The 24,945-nt window shown below is 59.7% G+C and carries 22 protein-coding genes and 1 tRNA gene; 15 read left to right on the plus strand and 8 right to left on the minus strand.

Annotation, left to right across the window (positions count from 1 at the left end):
- The 5 genes from RGR602_RS00470 (at window position 1) to RGR602_RS00490 (ending at window position 6,468) form a co-directional block, all read left to right on the plus strand.
- Complete coding sequence (locus RGR602_RS00470; RefSeq protein ID WP_372415170.1) at window positions 1-879, plus strand: carbohydrate ABC transporter permease; 879 nt, start codon at window positions 1-3, stop codon at window positions 877-879.
- A gap of 18 nt (window positions 880-897) precedes the next feature.
- Window positions 898-1,971, plus strand: a complete 1,074-nt coding sequence (locus RGR602_RS00475) for a Gfo/Idh/MocA family protein (protein WP_039843470.1) — start codon at window positions 898-900, stop codon at window positions 1,969-1,971.
- A gap of 23 nt (window positions 1,972-1,994) precedes the next feature.
- Entirely contained in the window at window positions 1,995-3,071 is a 1,077-nt protein-coding gene (locus RGR602_RS00480) for an ABC transporter ATP-binding protein (protein WP_039843471.1), read from the plus strand.
- A 69-nt stretch (window positions 3,072-3,140) separates the two neighbouring features.
- Entirely contained in the window at window positions 3,141-4,016 is an 876-nt protein-coding gene (locus RGR602_RS00485) for a phosphotransferase (RefSeq protein WP_039843472.1), read from the plus strand.
- A 1-nt stretch (window position 4,017) separates the two neighbouring features.
- Window positions 4,018-6,468: a GcvT family protein gene (locus tag RGR602_RS00490; protein ID WP_039843473.1), complete on the plus strand. Its 2,451-nt coding sequence runs from the start codon at window positions 4,018-4,020 to the stop codon at window positions 6,466-6,468.
- A 153-nt stretch (window positions 6,469-6,621) separates the two neighbouring features.
- Here the strand turns inward: RGR602_RS00490 and RGR602_RS00495 are convergent, their stop codons facing one another.
- Together RGR602_RS00495 and uxaC are read right to left on the minus strand one after the other, a co-directional pair.
- Window positions 6,622-8,076 carry a mannitol dehydrogenase family protein gene (locus tag RGR602_RS00495; RefSeq protein ID WP_039843474.1) on the minus strand — a complete coding sequence of 485 codons (1,455 nt, stop codon included), beginning with the start codon at window positions 8,074-8,076 and terminating at the stop codon, window positions 6,622-6,624.
- The gene (uxaC, locus tag RGR602_RS00500) at window positions 8,073-9,488 is read right to left on the minus strand and encodes a glucuronate isomerase (protein WP_039843475.1); all 1,416 of its coding nucleotides are present in this window, start codon (window positions 9,486-9,488) and stop codon (window positions 8,073-8,075) included. Before uxaC ends, RGR602_RS00495 begins: the two co-directional genes overlap by 4 nt.
- A 168-nt stretch (window positions 9,489-9,656) precedes the next feature.
- On the opposite strand from uxaC, the gene RGR602_RS00505 reads away from it, so the two are divergent.
- Window positions 9,657-9,866 (plus strand): SlyX family protein, encoded by a 210-nt coding sequence (locus tag RGR602_RS00505; protein ID WP_039843476.1) that lies wholly within the window; start codon window positions 9,657-9,659, stop codon window positions 9,864-9,866.
- Window positions 9,867-9,907: 41 nt separating this feature from the next.
- On the opposite strand, the gene RGR602_RS00510 is transcribed toward RGR602_RS00505, so the two are convergent.
- Window positions 9,908-11,389 (minus strand): NAD-dependent succinate-semialdehyde dehydrogenase, encoded by a 1,482-nt coding sequence (locus RGR602_RS00510; RefSeq protein ID WP_039843477.1) that lies wholly within the window; start codon window positions 11,387-11,389, stop codon window positions 9,908-9,910.
- Window positions 11,390-11,410: 21 nt separating this feature from the next.
- Window positions 11,411-12,691, minus strand: coding sequence for a 4-aminobutyrate--2-oxoglutarate transaminase (locus RGR602_RS00515; protein ID WP_039843478.1), 1,281 nt, complete (start codon window positions 12,689-12,691; stop codon window positions 11,411-11,413).
- A gap of 206 nt (window positions 12,692-12,897) precedes the next feature.
- Here RGR602_RS00515 and RGR602_RS00520 point away from each other — a divergent pair, with 206 nt between their 5' ends.
- The 3 genes from RGR602_RS00520 (at window position 12,898) to RGR602_RS00530 (ending at window position 16,153) form a co-directional block, all read left to right on the plus strand.
- A complete protein-coding gene (locus tag RGR602_RS00520) occupies window positions 12,898-13,707 on the plus strand; it encodes a MerR family transcriptional regulator (RefSeq protein WP_039843479.1) in 810 nt (269 codons plus the stop codon).
- A gap of 85 nt (window positions 13,708-13,792) precedes the next feature.
- On the plus strand, window positions 13,793-14,419 hold the full coding sequence (locus RGR602_RS00525; RefSeq protein ID WP_039843480.1) for a ribonuclease D: 627 nt from the start codon (window positions 13,793-13,795) through the stop codon (window positions 14,417-14,419).
- A 234-nt stretch (window positions 14,420-14,653) separates the two neighbouring features.
- Window positions 14,654-16,153: a hypothetical protein gene (locus tag RGR602_RS00530; RefSeq protein ID WP_039843481.1), complete on the plus strand. Its 1,500-nt coding sequence runs from the start codon at window positions 14,654-14,656 to the stop codon at window positions 16,151-16,153.
- A 58-nt stretch (window positions 16,154-16,211) separates the two neighbouring features.
- On the opposite strand, the gene rpsA is transcribed toward RGR602_RS00530, so the two are convergent.
- The 3 genes from rpsA to RGR602_RS00545 form a co-directional block, all read right to left on the minus strand.
- On the minus strand, window positions 16,212-17,912 hold the full coding sequence (gene rpsA, locus RGR602_RS00535) for a 30S ribosomal protein S1 (RefSeq protein WP_022713201.1): 1,701 nt from the start codon (window positions 17,910-17,912) through the stop codon (window positions 16,212-16,214).
- Between the two features lie 176 nt (window positions 17,913-18,088).
- Window positions 18,089-18,733: a (d)CMP kinase gene (cmk, locus tag RGR602_RS00540; protein WP_039843482.1), complete on the minus strand. Its 645-nt coding sequence runs from the start codon at window positions 18,731-18,733 to the stop codon at window positions 18,089-18,091.
- A complete protein-coding gene (locus RGR602_RS00545) occupies window positions 18,730-19,020 on the minus strand; it encodes an FMN-binding negative transcriptional regulator (protein ID WP_052451465.1) in 291 nt (96 codons plus the stop codon). Before RGR602_RS00545 ends, cmk begins: the two co-directional genes overlap by 4 nt.
- 216 nt (window positions 19,021-19,236) lie before the next feature.
- On the opposite strand from RGR602_RS00545, the gene RGR602_RS00550 reads away from it, so the two are divergent.
- The 6 genes from RGR602_RS00550 to RGR602_RS00580 all read left to right on the plus strand — a co-directional run bounded on the left by RGR602_RS00550 (window position 19,237) and on the right by RGR602_RS00580 (window position 23,769).
- Entirely contained in the window at window positions 19,237-19,620 is a 384-nt protein-coding gene (locus RGR602_RS00550) for a TIGR02300 family protein (RefSeq protein ID WP_039843483.1), read from the plus strand.
- 147 nt (window positions 19,621-19,767) lie between these two features.
- Window positions 19,768-19,843, plus strand: a tRNA-Ala gene (locus tag RGR602_RS00555).
- A gap of 387 nt (window positions 19,844-20,230) precedes the next feature.
- Window positions 20,231-20,653 (plus strand): hypothetical protein, encoded by a 423-nt coding sequence (locus RGR602_RS00565; protein WP_039843485.1) that lies wholly within the window; start codon window positions 20,231-20,233, stop codon window positions 20,651-20,653.
- A gap of 700 nt (window positions 20,654-21,353) precedes the next feature.
- The gene (gene recF, locus RGR602_RS00570) at window positions 21,354-22,478 is read left to right on the plus strand and encodes a DNA replication/repair protein RecF (protein WP_039843486.1); all 1,125 of its coding nucleotides are present in this window, start codon (window positions 21,354-21,356) and stop codon (window positions 22,476-22,478) included.
- The gene (locus tag RGR602_RS00575) at window positions 22,475-23,299 is read left to right on the plus strand and encodes a molybdopterin-synthase adenylyltransferase MoeB (protein ID WP_039843487.1); all 825 of its coding nucleotides are present in this window, start codon (window positions 22,475-22,477) and stop codon (window positions 23,297-23,299) included. The genes recF and RGR602_RS00575 overlap by 4 nt, the downstream gene beginning before the upstream one ends.
- Window positions 23,296-23,769 (plus strand): GNAT family N-acetyltransferase, encoded by a 474-nt coding sequence (locus RGR602_RS00580; protein WP_039843488.1) that lies wholly within the window; start codon window positions 23,296-23,298, stop codon window positions 23,767-23,769. The genes RGR602_RS00575 and RGR602_RS00580 overlap by 4 nt, the downstream gene beginning before the upstream one ends.
- Here RGR602_RS00580 and RGR602_RS00585 read toward each other — a convergent pair.
- A complete protein-coding gene (locus RGR602_RS00585; RefSeq protein WP_039843489.1) occupies window positions 23,766-24,767 on the minus strand; it encodes a 2-hydroxyacid dehydrogenase in 1,002 nt (333 codons plus the stop codon). The genes RGR602_RS00580 and RGR602_RS00585 overlap by 4 nt on opposite strands.
- Window positions 24,768-24,945 lie beyond the last annotated feature (178 nt).

The raw sequence follows: 24,945 nt of genomic DNA on the forward strand, positions 1-24,945 counted from the left end.
ATGACTGCCATTGTCACCGCCCCGCAGCCGCCCTCGGACGTCAACAAGCGCAGCCTGCCGGGCTCGATCCTGGTCCATGCCCTGCTGATCGGCGGCTCGCTCCTGATGCTCTATCCGTTGCTTTGGATGGTTTCGGCTTCGGTGCGGCCGGAAAACGAAATCTTCACGTCAACGTCGATTTTTCCATCGTCCATTGATTTCTCATCCTATCTTCGTGGATGGGTCGGCCTCGATGTCAGCTTCGGTCGGTTCTTCTGGAACTCCCTGGTGATTTCGGTGCTGACGGTGGTCGGCAATGTCATTGCCTGTTCCCTCGCTGCCTTCGCCTTTGCGCGCTTGCGCTTTGCTGGCCGGAACTTCTGGTTCGCGATCATGCTCGGCACGCTGATGATCCCCTATCACGTGACGCTGATCCCGCAATATGTGCTCTTCCTGAACCTCGGTTGGGTCAATACCATCCTGCCGCTGGTGGTGCCGAAGTTCCTGGCAAGCGACGCCTTTTTCATTTTCCTCATGGTGCAGTTTTTCCGCGGCATCCCGCGCGAACTGGATGAGGCCGCGATGATGGACGGTTGCAGCGCTTGGCGCATCTATTGGAAGATCATGCTGCCGCTATCGCTGCCAGTGTTGGCAACAGCCGCAATCTTCTCTTTCATATGGACCTGGGACGATTTCTTCGGTCCGCTGATCTACCTGAATGACATGAACACCTACACGATCCAGCTCGGTCTGCGAACCTTCGTCGACTCGACCAGCGCATCGGATTGGGGCGGCCTATTCGCCATGTCGACGCTCTCGCTCGTGCCCGTCTTCTTCTTCTTCCTCTTCTTCCAGCGCCTGCTGATCGAAGGCATCGCCACGACCGGCATGAAGCGCTGATGCGGATGGGAAAGTGACATGAGCATCAAGACTGTTGCCATCGTCGGCTGCGGTATCGGGCGTTCTCACATCGTCGAGGGCTACCTGCCGCATCCGGATAAGTTCAGGGTCGCAGCCATCTGCGATCTCAATGAGGAGCGGCTGAAAGCGGTCGGCGACGAGTTTGGAATTGAGAAGCGTACGACGTCCTTTACGGAGCTTCTGGGCGACGACGAAATTGACATCATCGACATCTGCACACCACCCGGCATTCATCGTGAACAGGTCGTGGCAGCTCTTGCGGCGGGCAAGCATGTCGTCTGTGAAAAACCGCTCACCGGCTCCCTCGCCGCTGTTGATGAGATCGTGGAGGCTGAAAAAAGTGCCAAAGGCGCTCTGATGCCGATTTTTCAGTATCGTTATGGCGATGGCATCCAGAAGGCGAAATCTATCATCGACGCAGGCATAGCCGGCAAGTTCTACATGGGCGCTGTCGAGACCTTTTGGCTGCGCAAGCCCGAATATTACGCGGTTCCCTGGCGCGGCAAATGGGCAACTGAACTCGGCGGCGTACTCGTAACGCATGCGCTGCACCTGCACGATATGCTCTTCCATCTCGCAGGTCCGGCCGCCCGCGTTTTTGGCAGGGTTGCCACTCGCGTCAATAACATCGAGGTGGAAGATTGCGCCTCCGTCAGCCTTCAGATGCAGAATGGCGCCTTCGTTTCGCTTTCCTGCACGCTGGGTTCGCAGCAGCAGATCAGCCGGCTGCGGCTGCATTTCGAGAACGTTACTTTCGAAAGCAACCACGATCCCTACGCGCCGGGCAAGGGGCCGTGGCAGATCATCGCCGCAAACGACGAAGTGCAAGCAAGGATCGACGCTGCGGTTGGCGACTGGCGACCGGTTGCCCCCCGGTTCAACACGCAAATGGCCCGCTTTCATGACTACCTCAGCGGTCATGGCCCGCTGCCGGTCACCAGCGCCGATGCCCGGCGTGCGCTGGAGCTGGTAACAGCAATCTATCAATCGTCCGACAGCGGCGCAGACATAGCGCTGCCCATCGGTCGCGACAGCCCTAAATACGCCGACTGGCGTGCAAAAACGAGATAACGGACCAGGAGAGGGTTTAGAAGATGGCAACAAGTGTCGTTCTTCAGAAGGTCGAGAAGCGCTACGGGTCGCTGGATGTCATCCATGGCATCGACCTCACGATCGATCCCGGCGAGTTCGTGGTCTTCGTCGGCCCGTCCGGGTGCGGCAAGTCCACGCTGTTGCGCATGATCGCCGGCCTCGAGGAGATTTCAGGCGGCGGTCTGCTGCTCGACAACGAGCGCATGAACGAAGTGGCGCCTGCCAAGCGCGGCATCGCCATGGTCTTCCAGTCCTATGCGCTCTATCCGCATATGTCGGTCTACAAGAACCTCGCCTTTGGTCTTGAGACGGCTGGATACAAGAAGGCCCAGATCGAACCGAAGGTGCGCCGCGCCGCTGAAATCCTGCAGATCGAGAAGCTTCTGGAGCGCAAGCCGAAGGCCTTGTCCGGCGGTCAGCGCCAGCGCGTCGCGATCGGCCGCGCCATCGTGCGCGAGCCACGCATCTTTCTCTTCGACGAGCCGTTGTCGAACCTTGATGCGGAGCTGCGTGTTCAGATGCGCGTCGAAATTTCCCGCCTGCACCGCAATCTCGGCAACACGATGATCTATGTCACCCACGATCAGGTCGAAGCCATGACCATGGCGGACAAGATCGTGGTACTGAATTCGGGCCGCATCGAGCAGGTCGGCGCTCCGCTCGACCTTTACAACCATCCGGCAAATCGCTTCGTCGCAGGCTTCATCGGCAGTCCGAAGATGAACTTCCTGAAGGCGAAGATCGAGCGGGTCAATGACGGCGACACGACGATCAATGTCTGCGGCAATTCAATCCGCCTGCCGCGTCGCTTGAAAGGTTCGGCCGGTCAGGAGGTTACCTTCGGCATCCGTCCGGAACACTTGTCCGTGGCCGATGGCGGCATTGCACTTGCGACCGTCGACATCGACCTGGTCGAAAACCTTGGCGGCGCCACCATGCTCTATACGAAGACGCCGGACGGCCAGCACCTGACCGTGGCTCTCGACGGTCAGCAGAAGGTTGAGCGCGGAACGAATGTGACGGCGTCCTTCGACCCCGCCCGCTGTCATGTTTTCGATGCTTCGGGTGCCACGATATAAAGCCTGCTCTGCTTGACAGCCAAGCCTGCTCTGGCCCATCCTTTGCAGGTGGGTTGCGAGGGGGAAAGCGTGACGCCTGAAGATAGGATTCATGCACTCGGCATCTGGCACGGCCCGATCGAAATCGCACCGATTGCCGGCGGCATTACCAACCGGAACTATCTCGTAACCGATCGCATATCGCGCCGCGTCGTACGCCTCGGCGCCGATATTCCGGTTCATCATATCAGTCGCCAGAACGAGTTTGCAGCGAGCCAGGCAGCCTACGCTGCCGGACTTTCGCCCGCGGTCATCCATTATGAGCCCGGCGTGCTCGTCCTCGATTTCATCGAGGCGCGGGCTCTGATGGCGGAAGACATCCAGGATGCGCAAATGCTCGCCCGCATCGTGCCACTGGTTCGCGCCTGCCATCATGACATCGCCCTTCATTTCCGTGGCCAGGCGATGATCTTCTGGGTCTTCCATGTCATCCGCGACTATGCGGCCACTCTGATTGCCGCTGAAAGCGACCATGCGCCGATGCTTCCCGCGCTGCTCGAAAAGGCCGAACTGCTCGAGCAAACCGCCGGCCCTTTCGATATCGCCTTCGGCCATAACGACCTTCTCGCCGCGAACTTCCTTGATGACGGCAAGCGTCTCTGGCTGATCGATTGGGACTACGCGGGTTTCAACACGCCGCTCTTTGACCTCGGCGGCCTCGCCTCCAACAACGAGTTTTCGGAGGATGCCGAGCGGCAAATGCTGGAAACCTATTTCGGCCGGCCGCTGACGCGGGATCTCTGGCGGCGCTATAGCGCCATGAAATGTTCATCTCTGCTCCGCGAAACCCTTTGGAGCATGGTTTCCGAGATCCATTCGACCATCGATTTCAACTATGCGGCCTACACAGTCGAAAACCTCGCGCGCTTCGAGCGTGCCTACAAGGCATTTGAACAGGACCAGTAATATGGCGAAGGAATTACCGAAGACGGCGAAAGCTGTGGTCATCGGCGGCGGTATCATCGGTTGCTCGACGGCCTATCATTTGGGCAAGCTCGGCTGGACGGATACGGTGCTGCTCGAGCGAAAGAAGCTCACCTCCGGCACCACCTTCCATGCGGCGGGCCTCGTCGGCCAGCTGCGCACCAGCGCCAACATCACCCAGCTGCTTGGCTATTCTGTCGATCTTTACAAAAAACTTGAAGCCGAAACCGGTCTCGGCACCGGCTGGAAGATGAACGGTGGATTGCGGCTTGCCTGCAATGAAGAGCGGTGGACCGAGGTGAAGCGCCAGGCAACGACAGCGCAGTCTTTCGGCCTCGACATGCGATTGCTCACTCCGCTGGAAGCCTTCGAACTCTGGCCGCTGATGACGATCGACGACGTTGTGGGCGCAGCCTATCTGCCGACCGACGGCCAGGCCAATCCCTCCGACATCACGCAGGCGCTGGCAAAAGGCGCCCGGATGTCCGGCGTCTCGATCTTCGAGGATACGGAAGTTCTCGACCTGGAAATCGACAAAGGAAAGATCCGCGCCGTCATCACCGAAAAAGGCCGCATCGAATGCGAACGCGTCATCGTCTGCGCCGGTCAGTGGTCCCGGGCTTTCGCTGCCCGTTTCGGTGTCAACGTGCCGCTCGTCTCCGTCGAGCATCAGTACATCATCACCGAATCCTTCGGCGTGCCTTCCAATCTGCCGACGCTGCGCGATCCGGATCGCCTGACCTATTACAAGGAAGAAGTTGGCGGGCTCGTCATGGGCGGCTATGAGCCGAATCCAATCCCCTGGGCGGTGAATGGCATTCCCGAAGGTTTCCATTACACGCTGCTCGACAGCAATTTTGATCACTTCGAGCAGATCATGGAGCAGGCGCTGGAGCGGGTTCCAGGCTTGCAGAAGGCGGGGGTCAAACAGCTCTTGAACGGACCTGAGAGTTTCACGCCGGATGGCAATTTCATTCTCGGCGAAGCGCCGGAGCTGAGGAATTTCTTCGTCGGCGCCGGGTTCAACGCTTTCGGCATAGCCTCCGGCGGGGGTGCCGGCATGGCACTCGCCGAGTGGGTCGCCAAAGGTGAGCCGCCTTATGATCTCTGGCCGGTCGACATCCGCCGCTTCGGCCGCCCCCACTTCGATACCGACTGGGTGCGTACTCGCACGCTGGAGGCCTACGGCAAGCATTATACGATGGCCTGGCCTTTCGAAGAGCATTCGAGTGGTCGCCCCTGCCGCAAGTCGCCGCTTTACGATCGCCTCAAGGCTCAGGGCGCCTGCTTCGGCGAAAAGCTCGGCTGGGAGCGACCGAACTGGTTCGCCGATCTCTTTGCCGACGAGGAGCCGAAGGACGTCTATACCTACGGCCGTCAGAACTGGTTCGATGCCGTCGGCCGCGAGCACAAGGCCGTGCGCGAAGCGGCTGTCATCTTCGATCAAACATCTTTTGCAAAGTTTGTTCTGAAGGGGAGGGATGCAGAGGCCGCTCTTTCGTGGATCGCCTCGAATGATGTCGCCAAGCCCGCCGGATCGCTCACCTACACACAGATGCTGAACGACAAGGGGGGCATCGAATGCGACGTCACCGTCGCCCGCATCGCCGAGAACGAATTCTACATCGTTACCGGCACCGGCTTTGCCACTCGCGACTTCGATTGGATCGCCCGCAATATTCCGGCAGATATGCGGGCCGAGCTTGTCGATGTGACATCGGCCTATTCGGTTCTTTCCCTGATGGGGCCGAATTCCCGCGATGTCCTTGAGAAAGTCACCACCAGTGATGTGTCCAAGGCGGCCTTTCCGTTCAGCCGGGTAAAGACCATCGGCATCGTGGGCTGCCCCGTCAGGGCGTTGCGGATCACCTATGTCGGCGAATTGGGCTACGAACTCCATGTCCCTGTCGAATATGCAACGACGGTCTATGATGCCTTGATGGCTGCCGGGAGCGGTTTCGGTCTTGTCAATGCCGGCTACCGTGCCATCGAAAGCTGCCGTCTGGAAAAAGGCTATCGTGCTTGGGGTTCGGATATCGGCCCGGATCATACACCGATCGAGGCCGGGCTCGCCTGGGCAGTCAAAACGAGGAAGAACATCGACTTCCGTGGCCGCAAGGCGATCGAGCGCCAGCTTTCAGGGGGTGTGAAAAAGATGCTCGCCTGCGTCGTGCCGGACGATCCGGAGACCGTCCTTCTCGGGCGCGAAACCATTTATCGGAATGGCAAACGTGTCGGCTGGCTTTCCAGCGGCGGCTTCGGCTACACGATCGGCAAACCGATCGGCTACGGCTACATCCGCAATCCCGACGGCGTGACCGAGGATTTCGTGTTGTCGGGAACCTATGAACTGGACGTTGCGAGGGAGCGTATTCCCTGCACGGTGTCGCTGAAGCCGCTCTATGATCTTGAGATGAAGCGCATCAAGGCTTGATCGGCGTTTGCTATGCGGGCAAGCGCCCAACCTCTCTCCTCGTTCCTGTCCTTATGACAGGAGTCCAGCCACGCCACCGTGAATCACCCGATTAAGAGCCCGAGCGCCCAGGACCTGGGCGCGGGTGGCGGCGGAGTAACGCGGCGCCTCCACTCAGATCAACGGCAGCCTGTTATCCTGGATCAGAATCTCCAGCTTGTTCGCCACGTCCTCGGTCCAGGCGGCGTTTTTCGCCAGTGCCGCTGGGAAGAGCCCGGGCAGGCCGAAAAGCGCCGCTGCTACCGCAGCGCCATTTCGCGGGACATCTGTAAGGAGATGTGCGATTTCACGAGCTCTGGGATCACGCAATTCGTAACTTTTGCCGTTCCGGTCGACGCCCAGCGCATAGCGCATCCAGGCGGCGACTGCGATTGCATAAGTCTCCGCCTTGCTGCCATGAACAAGCGCTTCCGTTGCCGGCTCCAGGAGACGTTGCGGCAGTTTCTGCGTCCCGTCCATGGCGATCTGATAGGTGCGGTGCGCGATCGCCTTATTTGCAAAGCGCGCTATGAGTTCTTCCGCATAGTGCTCGAGATTGATCCCTGGAACGGGATCGAGGGTCGCAGCTGCCGCGCTCATGTGGCGCCGCGCAAGCGCTGCCAATCCGGCATCTTCCATGACGTCGCGGATGTATTCATAGCCACCTATATATCCGAGATAGGCGAGCAGGGAATGCGCCCCGTTCAGCATGCGAAGCTTCATCTTCTCGTAGGCCGAGACCTCCTCGACCATCAGCACGCCAGCCTTCTCCCAAGCCGGGCGGCTATTGGCGAAATGGTCTTCGATCACCCATTGCGTGAAGGGCTCGGTCTCGATTGCCGCGAGATCCTGCCGCCCCGTCAGGCGTTCGGCATCGGCATAGGTAACGTCGGTACTGGCCGGGGTGATGCGATCCACCATCGTGGAGGGAAAGGGTACGGTCTGCTCGATCCAGTCGTGCAACGAAGGATCGACGCGACTCGCGAATTCGAGAACCAGGCGCTTGAGGACTGCGCCGTTGCTCGGCAGGTTATCGCAACTCAGCGGCGTGAAGGGCGCAATACCCTTTTTACGCCGACGGGCCAGCCCTTCGACAAGATAGCCGACAACGCCGCGCGGCGCATGCGGATGGATAAGGTCGGTGGCGATGTCGGGATGGTTGAGATCGAGGCCGCCAGTAAGGGTATGCAGACCATAGGCCTTCTCGGTCACCGTCAGGCTGACGATGCGGATTGCCGGATCTTCCAGGCGGCCAAGCAGCCCTGCTGGGTCACGCGTTGCGACATGCGCCTTCAGGATCGGGCCGATCACCTGCGCTGTCGTCCCCGACGTATCGCGGATGAGCATCGTATAGAGGCCGTTCTGCTCGTTCAGATGATCGGCGACATCGGCGGTGCGCAGGCTTGCGACTTCAATGCCCCAGTCGCCGCCGGCGGCCGCAAGTGCCGCATCTGTAAAGGGTGCAAAATGCGCGCGGAAAAAGGCACCCGGGCCGAGATGCACGATGCCGCTTTTCAGCCTGCTTCGGTCATAGGCCGGAAGTTTTGCCGTCGGCGCAAGGCTCGTCAGGTTTTGCAGTCGCTCCGTCACAGCTTGTATGCCTTCTTCGCATTGTCATAGGAAAGTTCGCGCGCGACGATCTCGGCATCCTTCTTTGAAATCCGGTGCTCGGCTGCGAGCTGCGCCAGGAAGCGGCAGACCTCGCGGCGCCAGACGTCGTGGCGGGCGGGGATTGAAAGCAGTGCCCGCGTATCGTCGTTGAAGCCGGCGAGATTGGCAAAGCCGGCCGTTTCAACGACTTGGTCTAGATAGCGGCGAATGCCGTTCGGGCTATCATGGAACCACCAGGGCGGACCGATCATCAGGCACTCCCAGTGCCCGGCCATCGGTGCCAGTTCGCGGGCATAGGTCGTCTCGTCGAGTGTGAAGAGCAGAACCCTGAGACCGGACGCATGGCCGTATTTCGACAGCAGAGCGTTCAAGCCGCCGACCCAGTCCGTGCGTGTCGGAATGTCGGCGCCCATGTTCGGACCGCGCGTCTGGAAAAGGCCGCTGTCGGTGTTTCGGCGGGAGCCGGCATGAATTTGCATCACCATGCCGTCTTCGGCCGAGAGGCCGGCCATCTCCGTCATCATCAGGCCACGGAAAAGTTCGGCATCGGCCCCAGAAAGAGGACCTCTCAGGGCTTTGTCGAGCAGCGCCTGCTTGTCGGCAAGCGGGAGATCGGCGGTAAAGGCCGTCGGCACGCCGTGGTCCGTGGCCGTTGCGCCGAACTGGCGGAAATAGGCGCGGCGTTTGCGGTGCGCATCGACCATGCCATCCCACCGGGTAATGTCGGTGCCGGTGATTTCGCCGAATTGCAGGAGGTTGGCACGGAAACCGACGGCGTCCGGGTCGGTGACGCTGTCGGGCCGGTATGTGGTGCGCACGCGCCCGATCCATCCCTCAGCCGCCATCTTCTGGTGATGGGTCAGCGGGTCGAGCGCGCCTTCCGTCGTCGCAATCGTCTCGATACCGAAACGCTTGTGCAGCGCGCGCGGGCGGAATTCGGGCAGCGCCAATTGTGTGTTGATGTGGTCGTAAAGCTTATCGGCATTATCCGGGGTCAGCGGCTCTTCGCAGCCAAACACGGCCGACATCGCATGATCGACCCAGAGACTGGAAGGCGTACCCCGGAAAAGGTGATATTGTGCAGAAAATGCCCGCCAGATCGCCCGGCCCTCTGCGACCGGCTTGCCATCGAGCCGCGGCACGCCGAGATCGTCGAGCTTGACGCCGACACTGTGCAGCATGCGGAAAAGATAGTGATCGGGAATGACAAGCAGCGAAGCTGCATCCTCGAAAGGCCTGTCCTCGGCAAACCACGAAGGTTCGGTGTGCCCGTGCGGGCTTACAATCGGCAGATTGCGAACCGCTTCGTAAAGGTCGCGCGCGATGGTTCGCGTTGCCGGATCGGCCGGAAAGAGCCGGTCCGGATGAAGAAAGCCGTTTCCTACATCCATCAGATTTCCTCCCTGATGAGACAGGGCCTATCCCACCTGGGCAAGGACGGCAAGCCCTATTAGTAACTAAACGGTTCACTTTCGGAATCGTTTTTTGCGAGCCGCAAAAGCATTGACGCAAAGACTTATTTCCGCTTTGGAAAGGCAGGAATTGCCGGGAGGAAACCGATGTCCGACGAGACGGGTCGAATCACCAAACTTGAGGAAATGGTCGCCCATCAGGCAAAGACGATCGACGAGCTTTCCGATCAACTCGCGGAGCAATGGAAGGTAGTCGAGCAGATGCGCACCAAGCTCGACCGGCTGACGGAACGCTTTCTGTCCCTTGAGGAGCAATCCCTCGAAGCCCCGGCGATCACGCGTCCGCCGCACTATTGACTGTAAAAGGGCGCCGTCGACGGCGCCCTTTGACTTTCGGCTCAGAGATTGCCGATGCACAGGTATTTCATTTCGAGATAATCATCGACGCCATGGCGTGAACCTTCGCGGCCTTGCCCGGATTGCTTGACGCCGCCGAAGGGCGCCGTCTCGGTGGACATCAGGCCGGTATTGATACCGACCATGCCATATTCTAGCGCTTCGGCAACCTTCCAGACCTTCTTCAGATCGCCGGCGAAAAAATATGCGGCAAGGCCGAATTCTGTGTCGTTGGCCTGTTCGATCACCTCTTCAACAGTCTCGAAGCGGAAGAGTGGAGCAACAGGACCGAAAGTTTCTTCACGTGCGACCTTCATGCCGCGGGCAACGCCGGTCAATACCGTCGGCGTGAAGAAGGTGCCGGCGCCTTCGATGCGCTTGCCGCCGGTCAGAACCCTGGCGCCCTTGGAAAGCGCGTCGCTGACGTGATCTTCGACCTTCGCAAGGCCCTGCGCGTCGATCAGCGGGCCGATCGTGACGCCTGCCTCGAAGCCGTCGCCGACGGACATGGATTCGACCTTTGCTGCCAGCTTGGCCGCAAATGCGTCGTAGACGCCTGACTGGACGTAGAGCCGGTTGGCGCAAACGCAAGTCTGGCCGGCATTGCGGTATTTGGAGGCGATCGCGCCTTCGACGGCGGCATCGAGATCGGCATCGTCAAAGACGATGAAGGGTGCGTTACCGCCGAGCTCGAGGCTTACCTTCTTGATCTGGTCGGCGCACTGGCGCATCAGGATGCGGCCAACTTCCGTCGAACCGGTAAAGCTGATCTTGCGCACTTTGTCGTTGCTGCAAAGTTCCTTGCCGATCGCCGGACCGTCTTCGCCGACAATGACGTTGAAAACGCCAGCCGGAATGCCGGCCTGTTCGGCAAGAACCGCAAGCGCGATCGCCGAAAGCGGGGTCTGCTCGGCGGGTTTCGAAACAACCGTGCAGCCGACAGCCAGCGCCGGAGCGATCTTGCGGGTAATCATCGCTGCTGGGAAGTTCCAAGGCGTGATGGTGCCGACCACTCCGACCGGCTGTTTGATGACGATCATGCGCTTGTCGTTGGAAGGAGCGGGAATCGTTTCGCCGTAGATGCGCTTGGCTTCCTCCGCATACCATTCGATATAAGCGGCGGCATAAAGGATCTCGCCGCGCGCTTCAGGAAAGGGTTTGCCCATTTCCGCCGTCAGGATCGCCGCCAGCTCATCGGCGTTGGCAACCATCAGGTCGAACCACTTGCGCAGGATAGCGCTACGCTCCCTTGCAGGACGTGCTGCCCATGCAGGTTGCGCCGCATAGGCCGCGTCGATGGATTTGCGGGTGTCGGCAGCACCCATGTCCGGCAGCGAGGCGAGCACTTCGCCTGTGGCCGGGTTTAAAACGTCGAAGGTTTTCGTTGCTTCGCCCCTCGTCCATTCGCCGTTGATGTATCCGCAGTCGCGGAGGAACGGCGAGGAAAAGGGCACGTGCTTGGTCAGTGCAGTCGTGAATGACATGTCATTTACTCCGAAGGGCGGTTACTTGCCCGCACTTGCTTGAAGGATAGAGGCTTCGAGGATGTCGAGCGCTTCGACGAAGATATTGTCCTGGATGGTGATCGGGGCAAGGAAGCGAATGACGTTTCCGTGCACGCCGCAGGTCAAAAGAATGAGACCCTTATCCAGCGCGATCAGGCGGATCCTATTTGCGAAATCCGCGCTCGGCAGCTTTGTCGCCTTGTCGTTGAACTCGACGGCGTTCATGAAGCCCGGGCCGCGGATGTCGGCGATTTCCGGCACCTTGTCGCGCAGAGCTTCCAACCGTTGCTTCAGGTGGCCGCCGAGCTGGTTGGCTCGGTTGCAGAGATCCTCATCCTTGATGACGTCGAGCACGGCATGTGCCGCTGCGATGCCGAGGGGGTTGCCGCCATAGGTGCCGCCGAGACCGCCAGGGGCAGGTGCATCCATGACCTCCGCGCGACCGGTGACGGCAGCCAGCGGAAAGCCGCCGGCAAGGCTCTTTGCCATGGTCATCAGGTCGGGCGCGACCTCATGGTGGTCCATCGCAAACATCTTACCCGTGCGTGCAAAGCCCGTCTGCACTTCGTCGGCTATCAGTAGAATGCCGTGCTGGTCGCAGAGTTCGCGTAGCGCCTTCATGAATGCGACCGGCGCCGGATAGAAACCGCCTTCGCCCTGAACCGGTTCGATGATGATAGCGGCGACGCGCTGCGGATCGACATCGGCGGCAAAGAGCTTCTTCAGGGCGCAAAGCGACTGTTCAAGAGACACCCCATGCATCTCGACGGGGAACGGCACGTGGAAAACATCGCCCGGCATCGCGCCGAAGCCAACCTTGTAGGGCACGACCTTGCCGGTCAGCGCCATGCCCATGAAGGTGCGGCCATGGAAGCCGCCGCCAAAGGCGATGACGGCGGAGCGGCCGGTCGCAGCACGCGCTATTTTCACGGCGTTTTCGACGGCCTCGGCGCCCGTCGTCACGAAGATCGTCTTCTTGGCAAAGTTTCCGGGCGTCAGCGCGTTCAGACGTTCGGCGAGATGCACGTAGCTTTCATAAGGCACGACTTGATGGCAGGTATGGGTGAAGTGATCGAGTTGATCTTTTACCGCGGCGATCACTCGCGGATGGCGATGGCCCGTGTTGAGCACTGCGATACCGGCCGCGAAATCGATGTAGCGGCGTCCCTCCTTGTCCCAGATCTCGGCATTCTCCGCTCGGTCGGCATAGATCTGCGTGGTCATGCCAACGCCGCGCGAAATGGCGGCATTCTTCCGGTCCGTAAGGGTGATCGTGTTCATCGTGCGCTCGCGCTCCTGCGCCTGAGGTAGAGGAATTATCTTGCATAATTTCTGCAAGGCGTTTAGAAAACTCCTACATTTTTCCTGCAGGAAATCAAGCGGCATTTTTTGCTTCAAACATCACGCTTTTTGATGGATGCTCGCGCCAAAAGATTCTGACACGCATAATGCCTAAAACAAACACGGAATCAGGGATTTATTACTTGATGAACACCAACGGTCCGGTACGCTACAAGGTGGCCGAAGCGGCAAGGCTGGCAGGCATTTCCGCCTCCACGGCGCGCCTCTGGGAAAGCCAGGGCCTGCTCGTTCCCGGTCGCTCGGAAACAGGGCATCGGCAATACAGCGCCGAGGATGTCGCCCGTCTGAAGCGGATTTCGTGGTATCGCATCGAGCGCGGCCTTAATCCGGCTGCGATCCGCGAGGCGCTGGAAAGCGAGGACCCATCGGCCGAAAGCGCCGAAAGCAGCAGCACTTCCGACATCGGCCGCAGGCTTCGCAGTCTTCGCCATGCGGCGGGCAAGACGCTGGAGCAGGTGGCGAACGATATGGGCATCACCTCTTCGACCCTGTCGACGCTGGAGCGCACGTCGCAGGGCGTCAGCTTCAAGACGCTGCACGATCTCGCGGAATATTACGGCACCACAGTCTCGCGCCTTTCCGGCGAGGAGAGCGAAGACGTTACCGCAATCATCCGTTCCGGCGAATGGCGCACCTGGCCGCAGACGACGCCCGGCGTTACGGTGCAACTGCTGGCCGAAGGCCGACGCATGATGGATTGCCATCGTTTCGTGCTGGCACCGGGGGCTGCCAGCGAAGGCGCCTACCGGCATGAAGGCGAGGAATTCATGCATGTGCTTTCGGGTCGCCTCGAACTCGTTCTCGATTCCGACCAGTTCTTTGATCTCGGCCCGGGTGACTCGCTTTACTTCGAAAGCCGCCGCTATCATTCCTGGCGCAATCGTCACGATGGCGAGACCGTGCTCCTGTGGATCAATACACCACCGACATTCTAACGCTCGAAGAACGTTAAAGCGGTATCGCTACGGCTGCCTTTGCGCTATAGCGCGACGTGAGACATTGAAACGACAAGAGACAGCCATGGCCGCCACCATCCGTTACCACGAAGGCGATATTTCAGAGCCGGACGCCGCCCGTTATAGAGGCGCGATCGCGATCGATACGGAAACACTCGGCCTCGTGCCGCGCCGCGACCGGCTCTGCGTCGTGCAGCTTTCGCCGGGCGACGGCACCGCCGATGTCATCCGCATTGCCGCGGGACAGAAGGAAGCGCCCAACCTCGTCGCCATGTTCGCCGATCCGGCTCGCCAGAAGATCTTCCATTATGGACGCTTTGATATCGCTGTGCTGTTCCATACCTTCGGCGTCACCACGGCGCCGGTCTTCTGCACCAAGATCGCATCGCGCCTGTGCCGCACCTATACGGATCGCCACGGCCTGAAGGACAATCTCAAGGAAATGCTGGACGTCGACATCTCCAAGGTGCAGCAGTCGTCGGACTGGGCAGCGGCGACCCTGTCGCCGGCGCAGCTCGAATATGCCGCCTCCGATGTGCTCTATCTGCATGCGTTGCGCGACAAGCTGACCGAGCGGCTGATCCGCGACGGCCGCATCGACCACGCAACCGCCTGCTTCGAATTCCTGCCGACCCGCGCCAAACTCGATCTGCTCGGCTGGGAAGAAGCGGATATCTTCGCCCATAGCTGACGTCCTTGAGGCCAAAAACATGCCTGCGGCGGCCGGGCGGGATTTCACCCCCGCCCGGCCGTTAGCGTTTCATTAACGAGACTTCGGTAAGATTACCGCTAATTTTTATGCATTCGACGGTGCGATGACGCGCCATGCGGACAGGAGGATCTGCGGGAGAATGCGAGGGGCCGGATGAGCGCGGTCCTCTTGTGATCTGCTTCCATCGTCACTTTGCGACAAAAGGAGCATGCCATGTTGACTCCGGTTCGTGCAGCGTCAAATGCAAGCCTTTCCTCCCACGGCCAAACTGCAGTGATCTCTGCCAACGGGCTCGGTCGTTCAGTCGTTGCGCCGACGCCTGTCCAGGCAGTCGAAGCCACAGACCTCAATTCAGCGATTGCCGGCAAGCTCAATATCCTTCTCGCAGCCGCTCGCGCGCGCATGTTCGACGTGTTGCTCGATGCCATCAATGCCGCCTCCCGCGCGCTGCCGCTGCCGCGCCGGGAATTGGAGAGCAATCTCGCTTTTGCATCGCGTCTCGCAGAAGCCATCCAGACGCTTCCGGCCGCCCGGATCAACGAGATTGAGACCCAGCTTGCAGGCGCCGGTCATACTCTGCCGCTGCGGTTGATTGCTGAGGCACTGAAGAACCCGGCCGGTCCGGAGGCCGCCCGTGTGATCGCCTATCTGGAAACGATCCGTCATAAGGATCGTGATCTGGCGGCCCGCGCCGTCGTTCGCTCCTATCGCCAGAACGATGCTTCGCCTCTGCGCCCGGAAGCGCGGCCAAACATCGCAATCCAGGAAGAGAAATTGCTGCCAATCGCAAAGGCGCAGCAATCGCCCGTACGGGAAGCTCAGGCCTCCCCGCCAACCCAGAGAGCGTTGCCGCTTGCGCCAGCTGTGCTCATTGCCGAATTGGCGGAGCAACCGGTCAAAATCGTCGAGGCGGCATTAGAAGAGCCTGCACGCGCAAAGGACAACCCTCTCGAATTCCGTGATGCAGTTGACCTGCAGGCCGAGGATCCGGTTTCGCTGGATACGCCGAAGTTGATCGACGAGCCAATAGACGTTGAAGCTCAGATCCCGGCGGTGCGCTCCGATCCTTCGGAGCCGGTTATTCCGAAAGTCTGGACCGGTGTTCTTGCCTCGATGACCGAAGAAGCTTCGGAGCTCATCGTTGCAATCATCGGCGAGCAGGACACGGCAACACTCCTCGACGATTTGGCAGAGGTGCCTGGAACAACCGAGAGGCCAGCCGGGGACATGGTGGCCGAGGCAGAACCGGCTCCGGCAGACATTTCCGAAGCCGCGGTCCCTGCGAAGCTGCAGCAGACAGTGGTGACTGCGCGGTTACCGGTTGCCGGACCCACACAGATCATCCATCAGCAGAAAGACATCGTGGCGCAGCCGCAGGTTCTTCCTGCCGATATTGCAGAGGCCGTGCAGAAGTCAGGTTTGCTGAAGCCAATTGATGGAATGCCATACGCCCAGCATCCTTACCAGTTCGCCAAGGACGGTGCCCAACGCCGCGACGGGGAAATGCATCGTCGCGACTACGAAGGAAGTGGCTCCGAGGGCGAGCAGCAGGCCAACACAGGCGGAGAGCGTCAGGAGCCAGAGGCTGAAGGCGAGCAACGAGCGGAAGGTGTCGCGCCGCAGGATCTGCCCGAGGTTGACGCCACAGCATCAGGAAATACCGTCGCCGATCCGGTTTACGCACTCTATCAGCGCATGGCCGGCTGGGAATAAGCAAACAAAAAACCCGCCGGATCGCTCCAGCGGGATCTTGATTTCAAAGGCTTAACGATTACTCGCCGCGGTTCTTCAGAGCCGCGCCAAGGATGTCGCCGAGCGAAGCGCCGCTATCGGATGAACCGAACTGAGCGACAGCTTCCTTCTCTTCTGCGATTTCCAGCGCCTTGATGGACAGCATGATCTTGCGGTCCTTCTTGGAGAAGTTGGTGACGCGGGCGTCAACAACCTGGCCAACCGAGAAGCGTTCCGGACGCTGTTCGTCGCGGTCGCGCGAGAGGTCTGCGCGGCGGATGAACGACGTGATGTCTTCGTGGTCGACGAGCTTCACTTCGATGCCGCCGTCGTTGACTGCGATGACCTCGCAGGAAACGACTGCATTCTTGCGCAGGTCGCCGGAAGCAGCTGCTTCGCCAACCGCATCCTTGCCGAGCTGCTTGATGCCGAGCGAGATCCGTTCCTTCTCGACGTCGACGTCGAGAACGACTGCCTTGACGACGTCACCCTTGTTGAACTCTTCGATGACCTGCTCGCCCGGACGGTTCCAGTCGAGGTCGGAGAGATGCACCATGCCGTCAACGTCGCCGTCGAGACCGATGAACAAGCCGAATTCGGTCTTGTTCTTGACTTCGCCTTCGACTTCAGTGCCGGCCGGATGATTGCGGGCGAATGCTGCCCACGGATTTTCCAGCGTCTGCTTGAGGCCGAGCGAAATACGGCGCTTGGACGGATCGACTTCGAGGACGACGACTTCGACTTCCTGGCTCGTGGACAGGATCTTGCCGGGGTGTACGTTCTTCTTGGTCCAGGACATTTCCGAGATGTGGATCAGGCCTTCGATGCCCGGCTCCAGCTCGACGAAGGCACCGTAGTCGGTGATGTTCGTGACTGTACCGGAAATCTTCTTGCCTTCCGGATACTTGGCCTGGATGCCATCCCACGGATCGCTTTCGAGCTGTTTCATGCCAAGCGAGATGCGGTGGGTTTCCTGGTTGATGCGGATGATCTGAACCTTGACCTGCTGGCCGATGTTCAGGATTTCCGACGGATGGTTCACACGGCGCCATGCCATGTCGGTGACGTGCAGCAGGCCGTCGATGCCGCCGAGGTCAACGAACGCACCGTAGTCGGTGATGTTCTTGACGACGCCGTCAACAACCTGGCCTTCTTCGAGGTTCTGAACGATTTCAGAGCGCTGCTCGGCACGGGACTCTTCCAGAACCGTACGGCGCGAAACCACGATGTTGCCGCGGCGCTTGTCCATCTTGAGGATTTCGAAGGGCTGCGGGTTGTGCATCAGCGGGGAAACGTCGCGGATCGGACGGATATCGACCTGAGAACGCGGCAGGAAGGCGATCGCACCGTCGAGGTCGACCGTGAAGCCGCCCTTGACCTGGTTGAAGATTACGCCTTCGACGCGCTCGCCGGCTTCGAACTTTGCTTCAAGCTTGATCCAGCTTTCCTCGCGGCGAGCCTTCTCGCGCGACAGAACCGCTTCGCCAAGCGCGTTTTCGATACGCTCGACATACACTTCAACTTCGTCGCCGACCTTCAGCGAACCATCCTTGGCTTTCGCGCCGAATTCCTTGAGCGCGATGCGGCCTTCGACCTTCAGGCCGACGTCGACAACGGCGACATCCTTTTCGATGCCGGTGACGATGCCCTTGGTGACATAGCCTTCAGCCAGATCGTTCTTGGCAAAGGACTCTTCGAGAAGGGCCGCGAAATCCTCGCGAGAGGGAGTAGCTACTGACATAAAATCTCCTGCGTGACCTTTGATACTGACAAGGCCCACGTATGCGCCGGTTGGTTCGTGTTAAACGGGCCTGAACCCAGTCCGCCTCCTTGCAAGGAAGCAATCCGGCGCTTGGACGGAATTTCAGGCTTTTAATAAAGCGCTTTCCGGCAAAAGCACGGAACGATCGCTCGAATTCAGTTATTTCGGCTCAATGCTGCGTCGATGATCGATTTCGCAGCTTGAAACGCGGCCTCTATACTCATTTCCGACGTATCAAGCAAGTGTGCTTCTTCCGCTGGTTTCAAGGGGCTGTCGGCCCGTCCCATATCGCGTTCGTCGCGTCGCTTCACGTCCTCGAAGATCGCATCGAAATCCGCCGTTCCTCCCTTGCCGATGATCTCTTCGTAGCGGCGCCTGGCGCGCACCTCCGGGGAAGCCGTCACATAAAGCTTCACCGGCGCATCCGGGCATACGACGGTGCCGATATCACGTCCGTCGATCACTGTTCCGGGAGCCTTCTCCGAAAACCGCCGCTGCGCCTCAACCAGCGCCCGGCGCACGGCCGGCATGACGGCAATCTTTGAGGCGGCTTCGCCGATCTCATGCTTTGCAAGTATATCGCGTTCGAGGTCGCCCAGTTCAACCTCGCGGGCCATCTTTTCGGCGACCTGCTCGTTATCGAGCGGCAGGCCGGCATCGAGCAACGCCTTCGCAGCCGCTCGATAAGTCAGACCAGTATCGAGATGATGAAAGCCGTACTCATCGGCGATCTGCCGCGAAAGGGTGCCCTTGCCCGCGGCTGCTGGTCCGTCGATGGCGATTGTAAATGTCTTGCTCAATGGTTTCCTTCCAGCCTGCCGTAGCGCTTCACAAGATCCAGTATCTCGGCCTCACCAGTCGTCCCGCCGACGCCTGCCGCCACGCATTCGCAATCTCCGGCTGGCCGGTTTTGGCTGACCTTCCACTTGCCTTCGATCGCCGCAATCTCGATTTCGACGCCGATGATGCCTTTCAGTTGCGCTCGGATAAAATCCTCAGGTGCATCGCAAACGATCCATGGATGGGCGCGGATTAGCTGGTGCGGTATCACCAGATCATCTTCCCTGAAATGGGGCGATTGATACATCTGTTTCTCGATGACTTATCGTTTCCGGCGCTACCTAACACAATGTTATTTGCCGGTCATCTGACGATCATTTCACCATACTGATTGCAGCGCGAAGTTTAGCTTTGACATCGTTGGCTGCAACGATTATGGGGACCGGCTTATAAATTCCGATGAAACGCCGGTTTGAACGGCATTTGCCGAATTTAGCATTCGGCCATTCTCACGAGGCTTATAGTGGCGAAAGCGGAACTTGGAACCAAGCGTACCGATCCGGAAACCGGCAAGAAGTTCTACGATCTGAACCGGGATCCGATTGTTTCTCCTTATACCGGAAAGTCCTACCCATTGTCCTTCTTCCAGGAAACCTCGGCCGCAGCAGCCGAGGTCGCCGAAGAAGACGAGGTTCAGGAAGTCGATACCGAAAACACCGAAGTCGAACTCGTATCGCTGGAAGACGCCGATGAAGGCGCATCCGGCGATGATATCCCGGATATCGGCGATGACGACGTCGAAATCGAAGGCGATGACGACGATACCTTCCTCGAAGCCGACGAAGACGATGAAGATGACGACATGAGCGACATCATCGGCGTCACCGGTGACGAAGACGAAGTCTGATCCTAAAGCGCGGCCCGGACGACAAAAAATCTCCGGGCCGGTTTTTTTGGCTTGCCATCTGCGAAAACCGCAAGTAAGAAGCCGCCACTCCGCCAGGCATATGCCACGGATTATCCCAGGACCGGCAAAATACCGGACCACCCTGATGGGGCTATAGCTCAGCTGGGAGAGCGCTTGCATGGCATGCAAGAGGTCAGCGGTTCGATCCCGCTTAGCTCCACCAAGATCTCCAGATTTCAAGTTTAATATAGGGCTTATCCCGATCGCACAGGTGTTAACAGCATCTAGCATTGGAGGATGACGTATCTCCCACGCTTCAGTATTTAAGCGGGATGAATGAGCGAAAGCCTGTTTCCGACGCGGCAAATGCCACAATCTCCGCCAACGTCAGGACGGCCGGAATGCGAGCGGAAGGCCCGATCGGTTTGCCCCCGTTGCGGGCGATCATTAGCGGTTGCCGCATGATCGAATTGGCGGAATTTTGCCGTACGCCTCCATAGGACGCGGCAAGCCATTTCCAAAGAGTTGATTTGACAACCTCCATGATCGCGCCGAGGTTGTTTTAGAAATCCTTAATATGCATTCTAACAAATTGGCTAGGGAGGACACAATGGAAGCCGTCAGTCGTAGAACCACGCTCGCACTCGGCCTTACAACGGCCGCAACGCCACTGATCGCCTGGGCGACGCCAGCAGCCGCCCAGACTTACGGCCCCGATGAGGGCGAGGAGATCGGACCCGGTGTCAGAGTTGTCGCGCTCGGCGAGCGGGCTTCGGTCATACCAGCTTATAAAATGGTGAAACTGCGGGATGTTGTTATCCAACCTGGGGCGAAGACGCCGGACGACATCATGAAGAACGACATGCTCTGCCATATGACTGAGGGACAACTTTCGGTCGTTCAGAACGAAAAAAAGTTCACGGTCAAGAAGGGCGATGTTTGGACCTGCGCTAATGCCGATACGACAGAAGGCACCCAGAACACGAGCAATTCGGTCGCGATCATGCGGGTCATCGATTTGATGACCGCATAAGGAGACGACGCGCGGAAGTGCGGCAACGGCGGCTCTAAGAGGGAGCCGAAGACGTCGTTGCCGCCATGTGGGCGATCTATAATGCAGGAATGTCCACTGTTGGCACCACCTGCACGTTCTGATCGATGAGACGTACGGCAGAAAGCTACCGAGGACTAAGCCGCTCGCGCGGCACTGGCGCCCGTGGTGAGGGTGCAGCAATGATCTGAACGCCGTGCATTTGTGGGTTTGCGATCCTGGCTCACGATTGGGGTCTTCTCAATCATCAGACAGGAGGTTCCCATGACGGAGGAGAGGACCACCCCGCTGCGCGAGCGGCTTAGTCCTCGGGCCGAATGCTGCCCTTTGCGCTGGTGGCGTTTGCTACCTCAGTCAGCCAGCGCTCTGGCTGATGCGAAATAGCTTGGCGAACTGATCCTGACCTTCGTTTGATTCCGCGCCCTCTCGGGCAGCCTGAGGACCGCTTCTCCCTCGACCTGGGAACGGACTTCCACTTCCTCTATATACTGCTAGAGGTCTCTACCTGTGCCAACGGGATAAGCCATTTTAATATTCGGTGCCGGTCGGCGCGGTGTCGTTTCCCAGGCGAACCATTCTAGCATCCGCCCCGCAGTCATAAAGCGGCTTGTCTCATACCGACCCTTGCCATGAACTGCCGTTCGGCATAGCTCTGCCCCAATGCCCCGAATCCGGATATTCGATGCCCCACAAGGTTTCCCTTTCCTCTCTGAAGCTGACCGACTTCCGTAACTACGCGGCGGCTTCGCTCGTGCTCGACGGGCGGCATGTCGTGCTGACGGGGGATAACGGTGCCGGCAAGACCAATCTGATGGAGGCGGTCTCCTTCCTCTCGCCTGGCCGCGGTCTTCGCCGTGCCACCTATGCAGATGTTACGCGGGTCGGGGCGCGCGCGGGGTTTTCGATCTTCGCCGAGCTTGACGGCATGGAAGGTGAGGTCGAAATCGGGACTGGCATCGATACTAGCGATGAAAATACCGGCCGCAAGCTGCGCATCAACGGCACGCCGGTAAAGACGGCCGACGAGCTGACGGATCATCTGCGCGTGCTCTGGCTGACGCCTGCCATGGATGGCCTTTTTGCCGGCGGATCTTCAGACCGGCGCCGCTTTCTCGACCGCCTCGTGCTGTCGCTCGATCCCGCACACGGTCGCCGCGCCACCGATTTCGAGCGCGCCATGCGCAGCCGCAACAAGCTCCTGGACGATGGCCGTTTCGATCCCTCCTGGCTCTCGGGCATCGAAGAGCAGATGGCAAGCCTCGGCATCGCCATGGCGCTTGCACGCGAGGAAATGCTCGGCCTGCTTGCCCGCCTGATAGACGAAACGCGCGAAACCTCGCCCTTCCCCTCCGCCACACTCGAGCTTTCCGGTTTCATGGATGGCCAGTTCGCGCGCCCTTCCGTAGACCTGGAAGATGAATATGCCGCGATCCTCGCTGAAAACCGCTATCGCGACGCCGGCGCCGGCCGCACGCTTGACGGCCCGCACCGTGCCGATCTGCTGGTCCGGCACCGCGAAAAGCAGATGGAGGCGGAGCGTTGCTCGACGGGCGAACAGAAGGCGCTGCTTGTCGGCCTGATCCTCGCCCATGCCAAGCTCGTCGCCAATCTTACCGGCCATGCGCCGGTTCTGCTTCTCGACGAAATCGCCGCCCATCTCGACGAGGCCCGCCGTGGCGCGCTCTTCGATCTCATCGATGCGCTTGGCGGCCAGGCTTTCATGACCGGCACCGATCGCTCGATGTTTTCTCTCCTCGGCGACCGCGCTCAATTCTTCACTGTTGCCGAGGGCCGGGTCTTCGAATGACGGATGCCGCTTTCCCCGCGCCTTCAGGCCATGATAGCATTGCGTCCATGGAACCTTTGAGCCCGGAAGAAATCGCAAGATATCAGCGTCATATTCTGCTGCCTGAGATCGGCGGGGCGGGTCAGCAAAGACTGAAGGCCGCGCGTGTGCTGGTAATCGGCGCGGGCGGGCTTGGCGCACCGGTTCTGCAATATCTGGCAGCTGCCGGGATCGGCACACTCGGCATTGCCGACGACGATCGCGTTTCGCTCTCCAATCTGCAGCGGCAGGTCATCCATGACTCCGGCACAATTGGCGAACTGAAGACGGAAAGCGCCGCCTTTGCAATCGCCCGGCTGAATCCGCATGTGAACATCATCCGCTTCGAAGAGCGCTTTTCGTCGGAGTCCGCCCGCCGCCATCTTTCTGGCTTCGATTTGCTGATCGATGCGTCGGACAATTTCGAGACGCGTTACGCCGCAGCCGATGCCGCTGAGAAAGCGGAAATTCCGCTCGTAAGCGGCGCTGTCGGCCGTTTCGACGGTTCCTTGACTGTGTTGAAACCTTACGAACGAGCCGAAGATGGCTCGCTCAATCCCGCCTATCGCGATCTTTTTCCGGAAATCCCGCCGGAGGGCCTCATTCCCGCCTGCGCCGAAACCGGCATCATCGGAGCATTGACCGGTGTCATCGGCACGCTGATGGCGATGGAGGCGATCAAGCTCATTACCGGCGCCGGCGAGCCGCTTATCGGCCGGTTGCTGCTCTACGATGCGCTGTCTGCCCGTTTCGACAGCGTCCGTTACAAGCGCCGCCGCGCGCAAGGGCCGAGCGTTTCATGAAGATCGTCCCGATCGATGAGAACTTTCACCGCTGGAGCGAGTTGCTGCAACTAATCCTCTCGTCCTTCGCCTATATGAATGGCCGCATCAATCCGCCGTCTTCGGCCTTGAGCCTGACACCGCAATCGCTTGCCGAGAAAACCCTAAACGAGATCGGCTACGTCGTGCTTGAAGACGAGGATCTGCTTGGCTGCATGTTCTTGAGGCCTGAGCCGGGATGTCTTTATCTCGGCAAGCTCGCGGTCGCGCCGGAGGCGCAGGGAAGGGGTATCGGCAGGCTGTTGCTGCAGGTAGCCGAGGCGGCTGCGAGAGAGCGCCTGTTATCTGCGCTGCGGCTCGATACGCGCATCGAATTGACCGGCAACCATTCAGTCTTTGCCGCCTGGGGCTTTGCAAAGACGGCCGAAAAATCTCATCCGGGTTTCGATCGGGTCACCTATATCGAAATGCGCAAGGTTCTCGCCGTTTAGCGGCCGGGCAGTACGCGGTTCGGCGGTCGGTGGCCGTCGATGAAGGCGCGTATGTTGATAATCACCTTGTCGCCCATATCGATGCGGCCTTCGATCGTCGCCGAACTCATGTGCGGCAGCAGCACCACCTTGCCCTCGTTCGCAAGTTTGACAAGCTTCGGGTTGACGGCAGGTTCGTTTTCGAAAACGTCGAGCCCGGCGCCCGCGATCTTCCCCTCTCTCAGGCATTTGATCAGGGCGCTCTCATCCACGACGTCACCGCGCGCCGTGTTGACGATATAGGCCGTCGGCTGCAGCAGCGCGAGGCGGCGAGCGGAAATCAAGTGAAAGGTTGCGGGCGTCGAAGGGCAATTGATGGATACGATGTCGACCCGTGCCAGCATCTGGTCGAGGCTTTCCCAATAAGTCGCCTCTAGTTCGTCCTCGGTCGCCGGGCTCACCCGCTTGCGGTTGTGATAGTGGATCGACAAGCCGAATGCCTTGGCGCGGCGCGCGACGGCCGTGCCTATCCGGCCCATGCCAACGATGCCGATGCGCTTGCCGTGAATGCGCCGGCCGAGCATCCAGGTCGGCGACCATCCGGCCCATTCGCCGGGCTTGTCGGTAAGCACCCGTGCACCTTCGCCGAGGCGCCGGGGCACGGCGAGGATCAGCGCCAGGGTCATGTCGGCCGTGTCCTCGGTCAGAACATTCGGCGTGTTGGTGACGGTAATGCCCCTGCGGGCTGCCGCCTCGACGTCGATGTGGTCGGTGCCGTTCGAAAAGCTCGCTATCAGCTTCATTTGCGGCCCGGACTGCTCGATAAGAGCGGCATCGATGCGGTCCGTCACCGTCGGCACCAGGACCTCGGCTGTCTTTACGGCCTCGATGAGTTCAGAGGCGGAGCGTGGCGAATCATCGATATTGAGCTCGGCGTCGAAAAGTTCCCGCATGCGGGTTTCCACCGCATCCGGCAGTTTCCGGGTGATGTAAACCTTCGGTTTTTTCTTTGATGTCATCGCGGCCGGCCATGCCTTGTTCAGAGGTCTTTAACCAAGACGGGGGATAATTTTCCCGTCTCGGGCATTTTCTACCAGACCCACACGCGAAGACAAACAAAACTCGCGGGTAGCGTTAGGTGAATGTCAAAGCCCGGCGGCAAGCAGGCTGGATCTGCTGGCGTACTTGAGCGAACGG

Source organism: Rhizobium gallicum bv. gallicum R602sp, from assembly GCF_000816845.1.
In the GTDB taxonomy this organism is placed as follows: domain Bacteria; phylum Pseudomonadota; class Alphaproteobacteria; order Rhizobiales; family Rhizobiaceae; genus Rhizobium; species Rhizobium gallicum.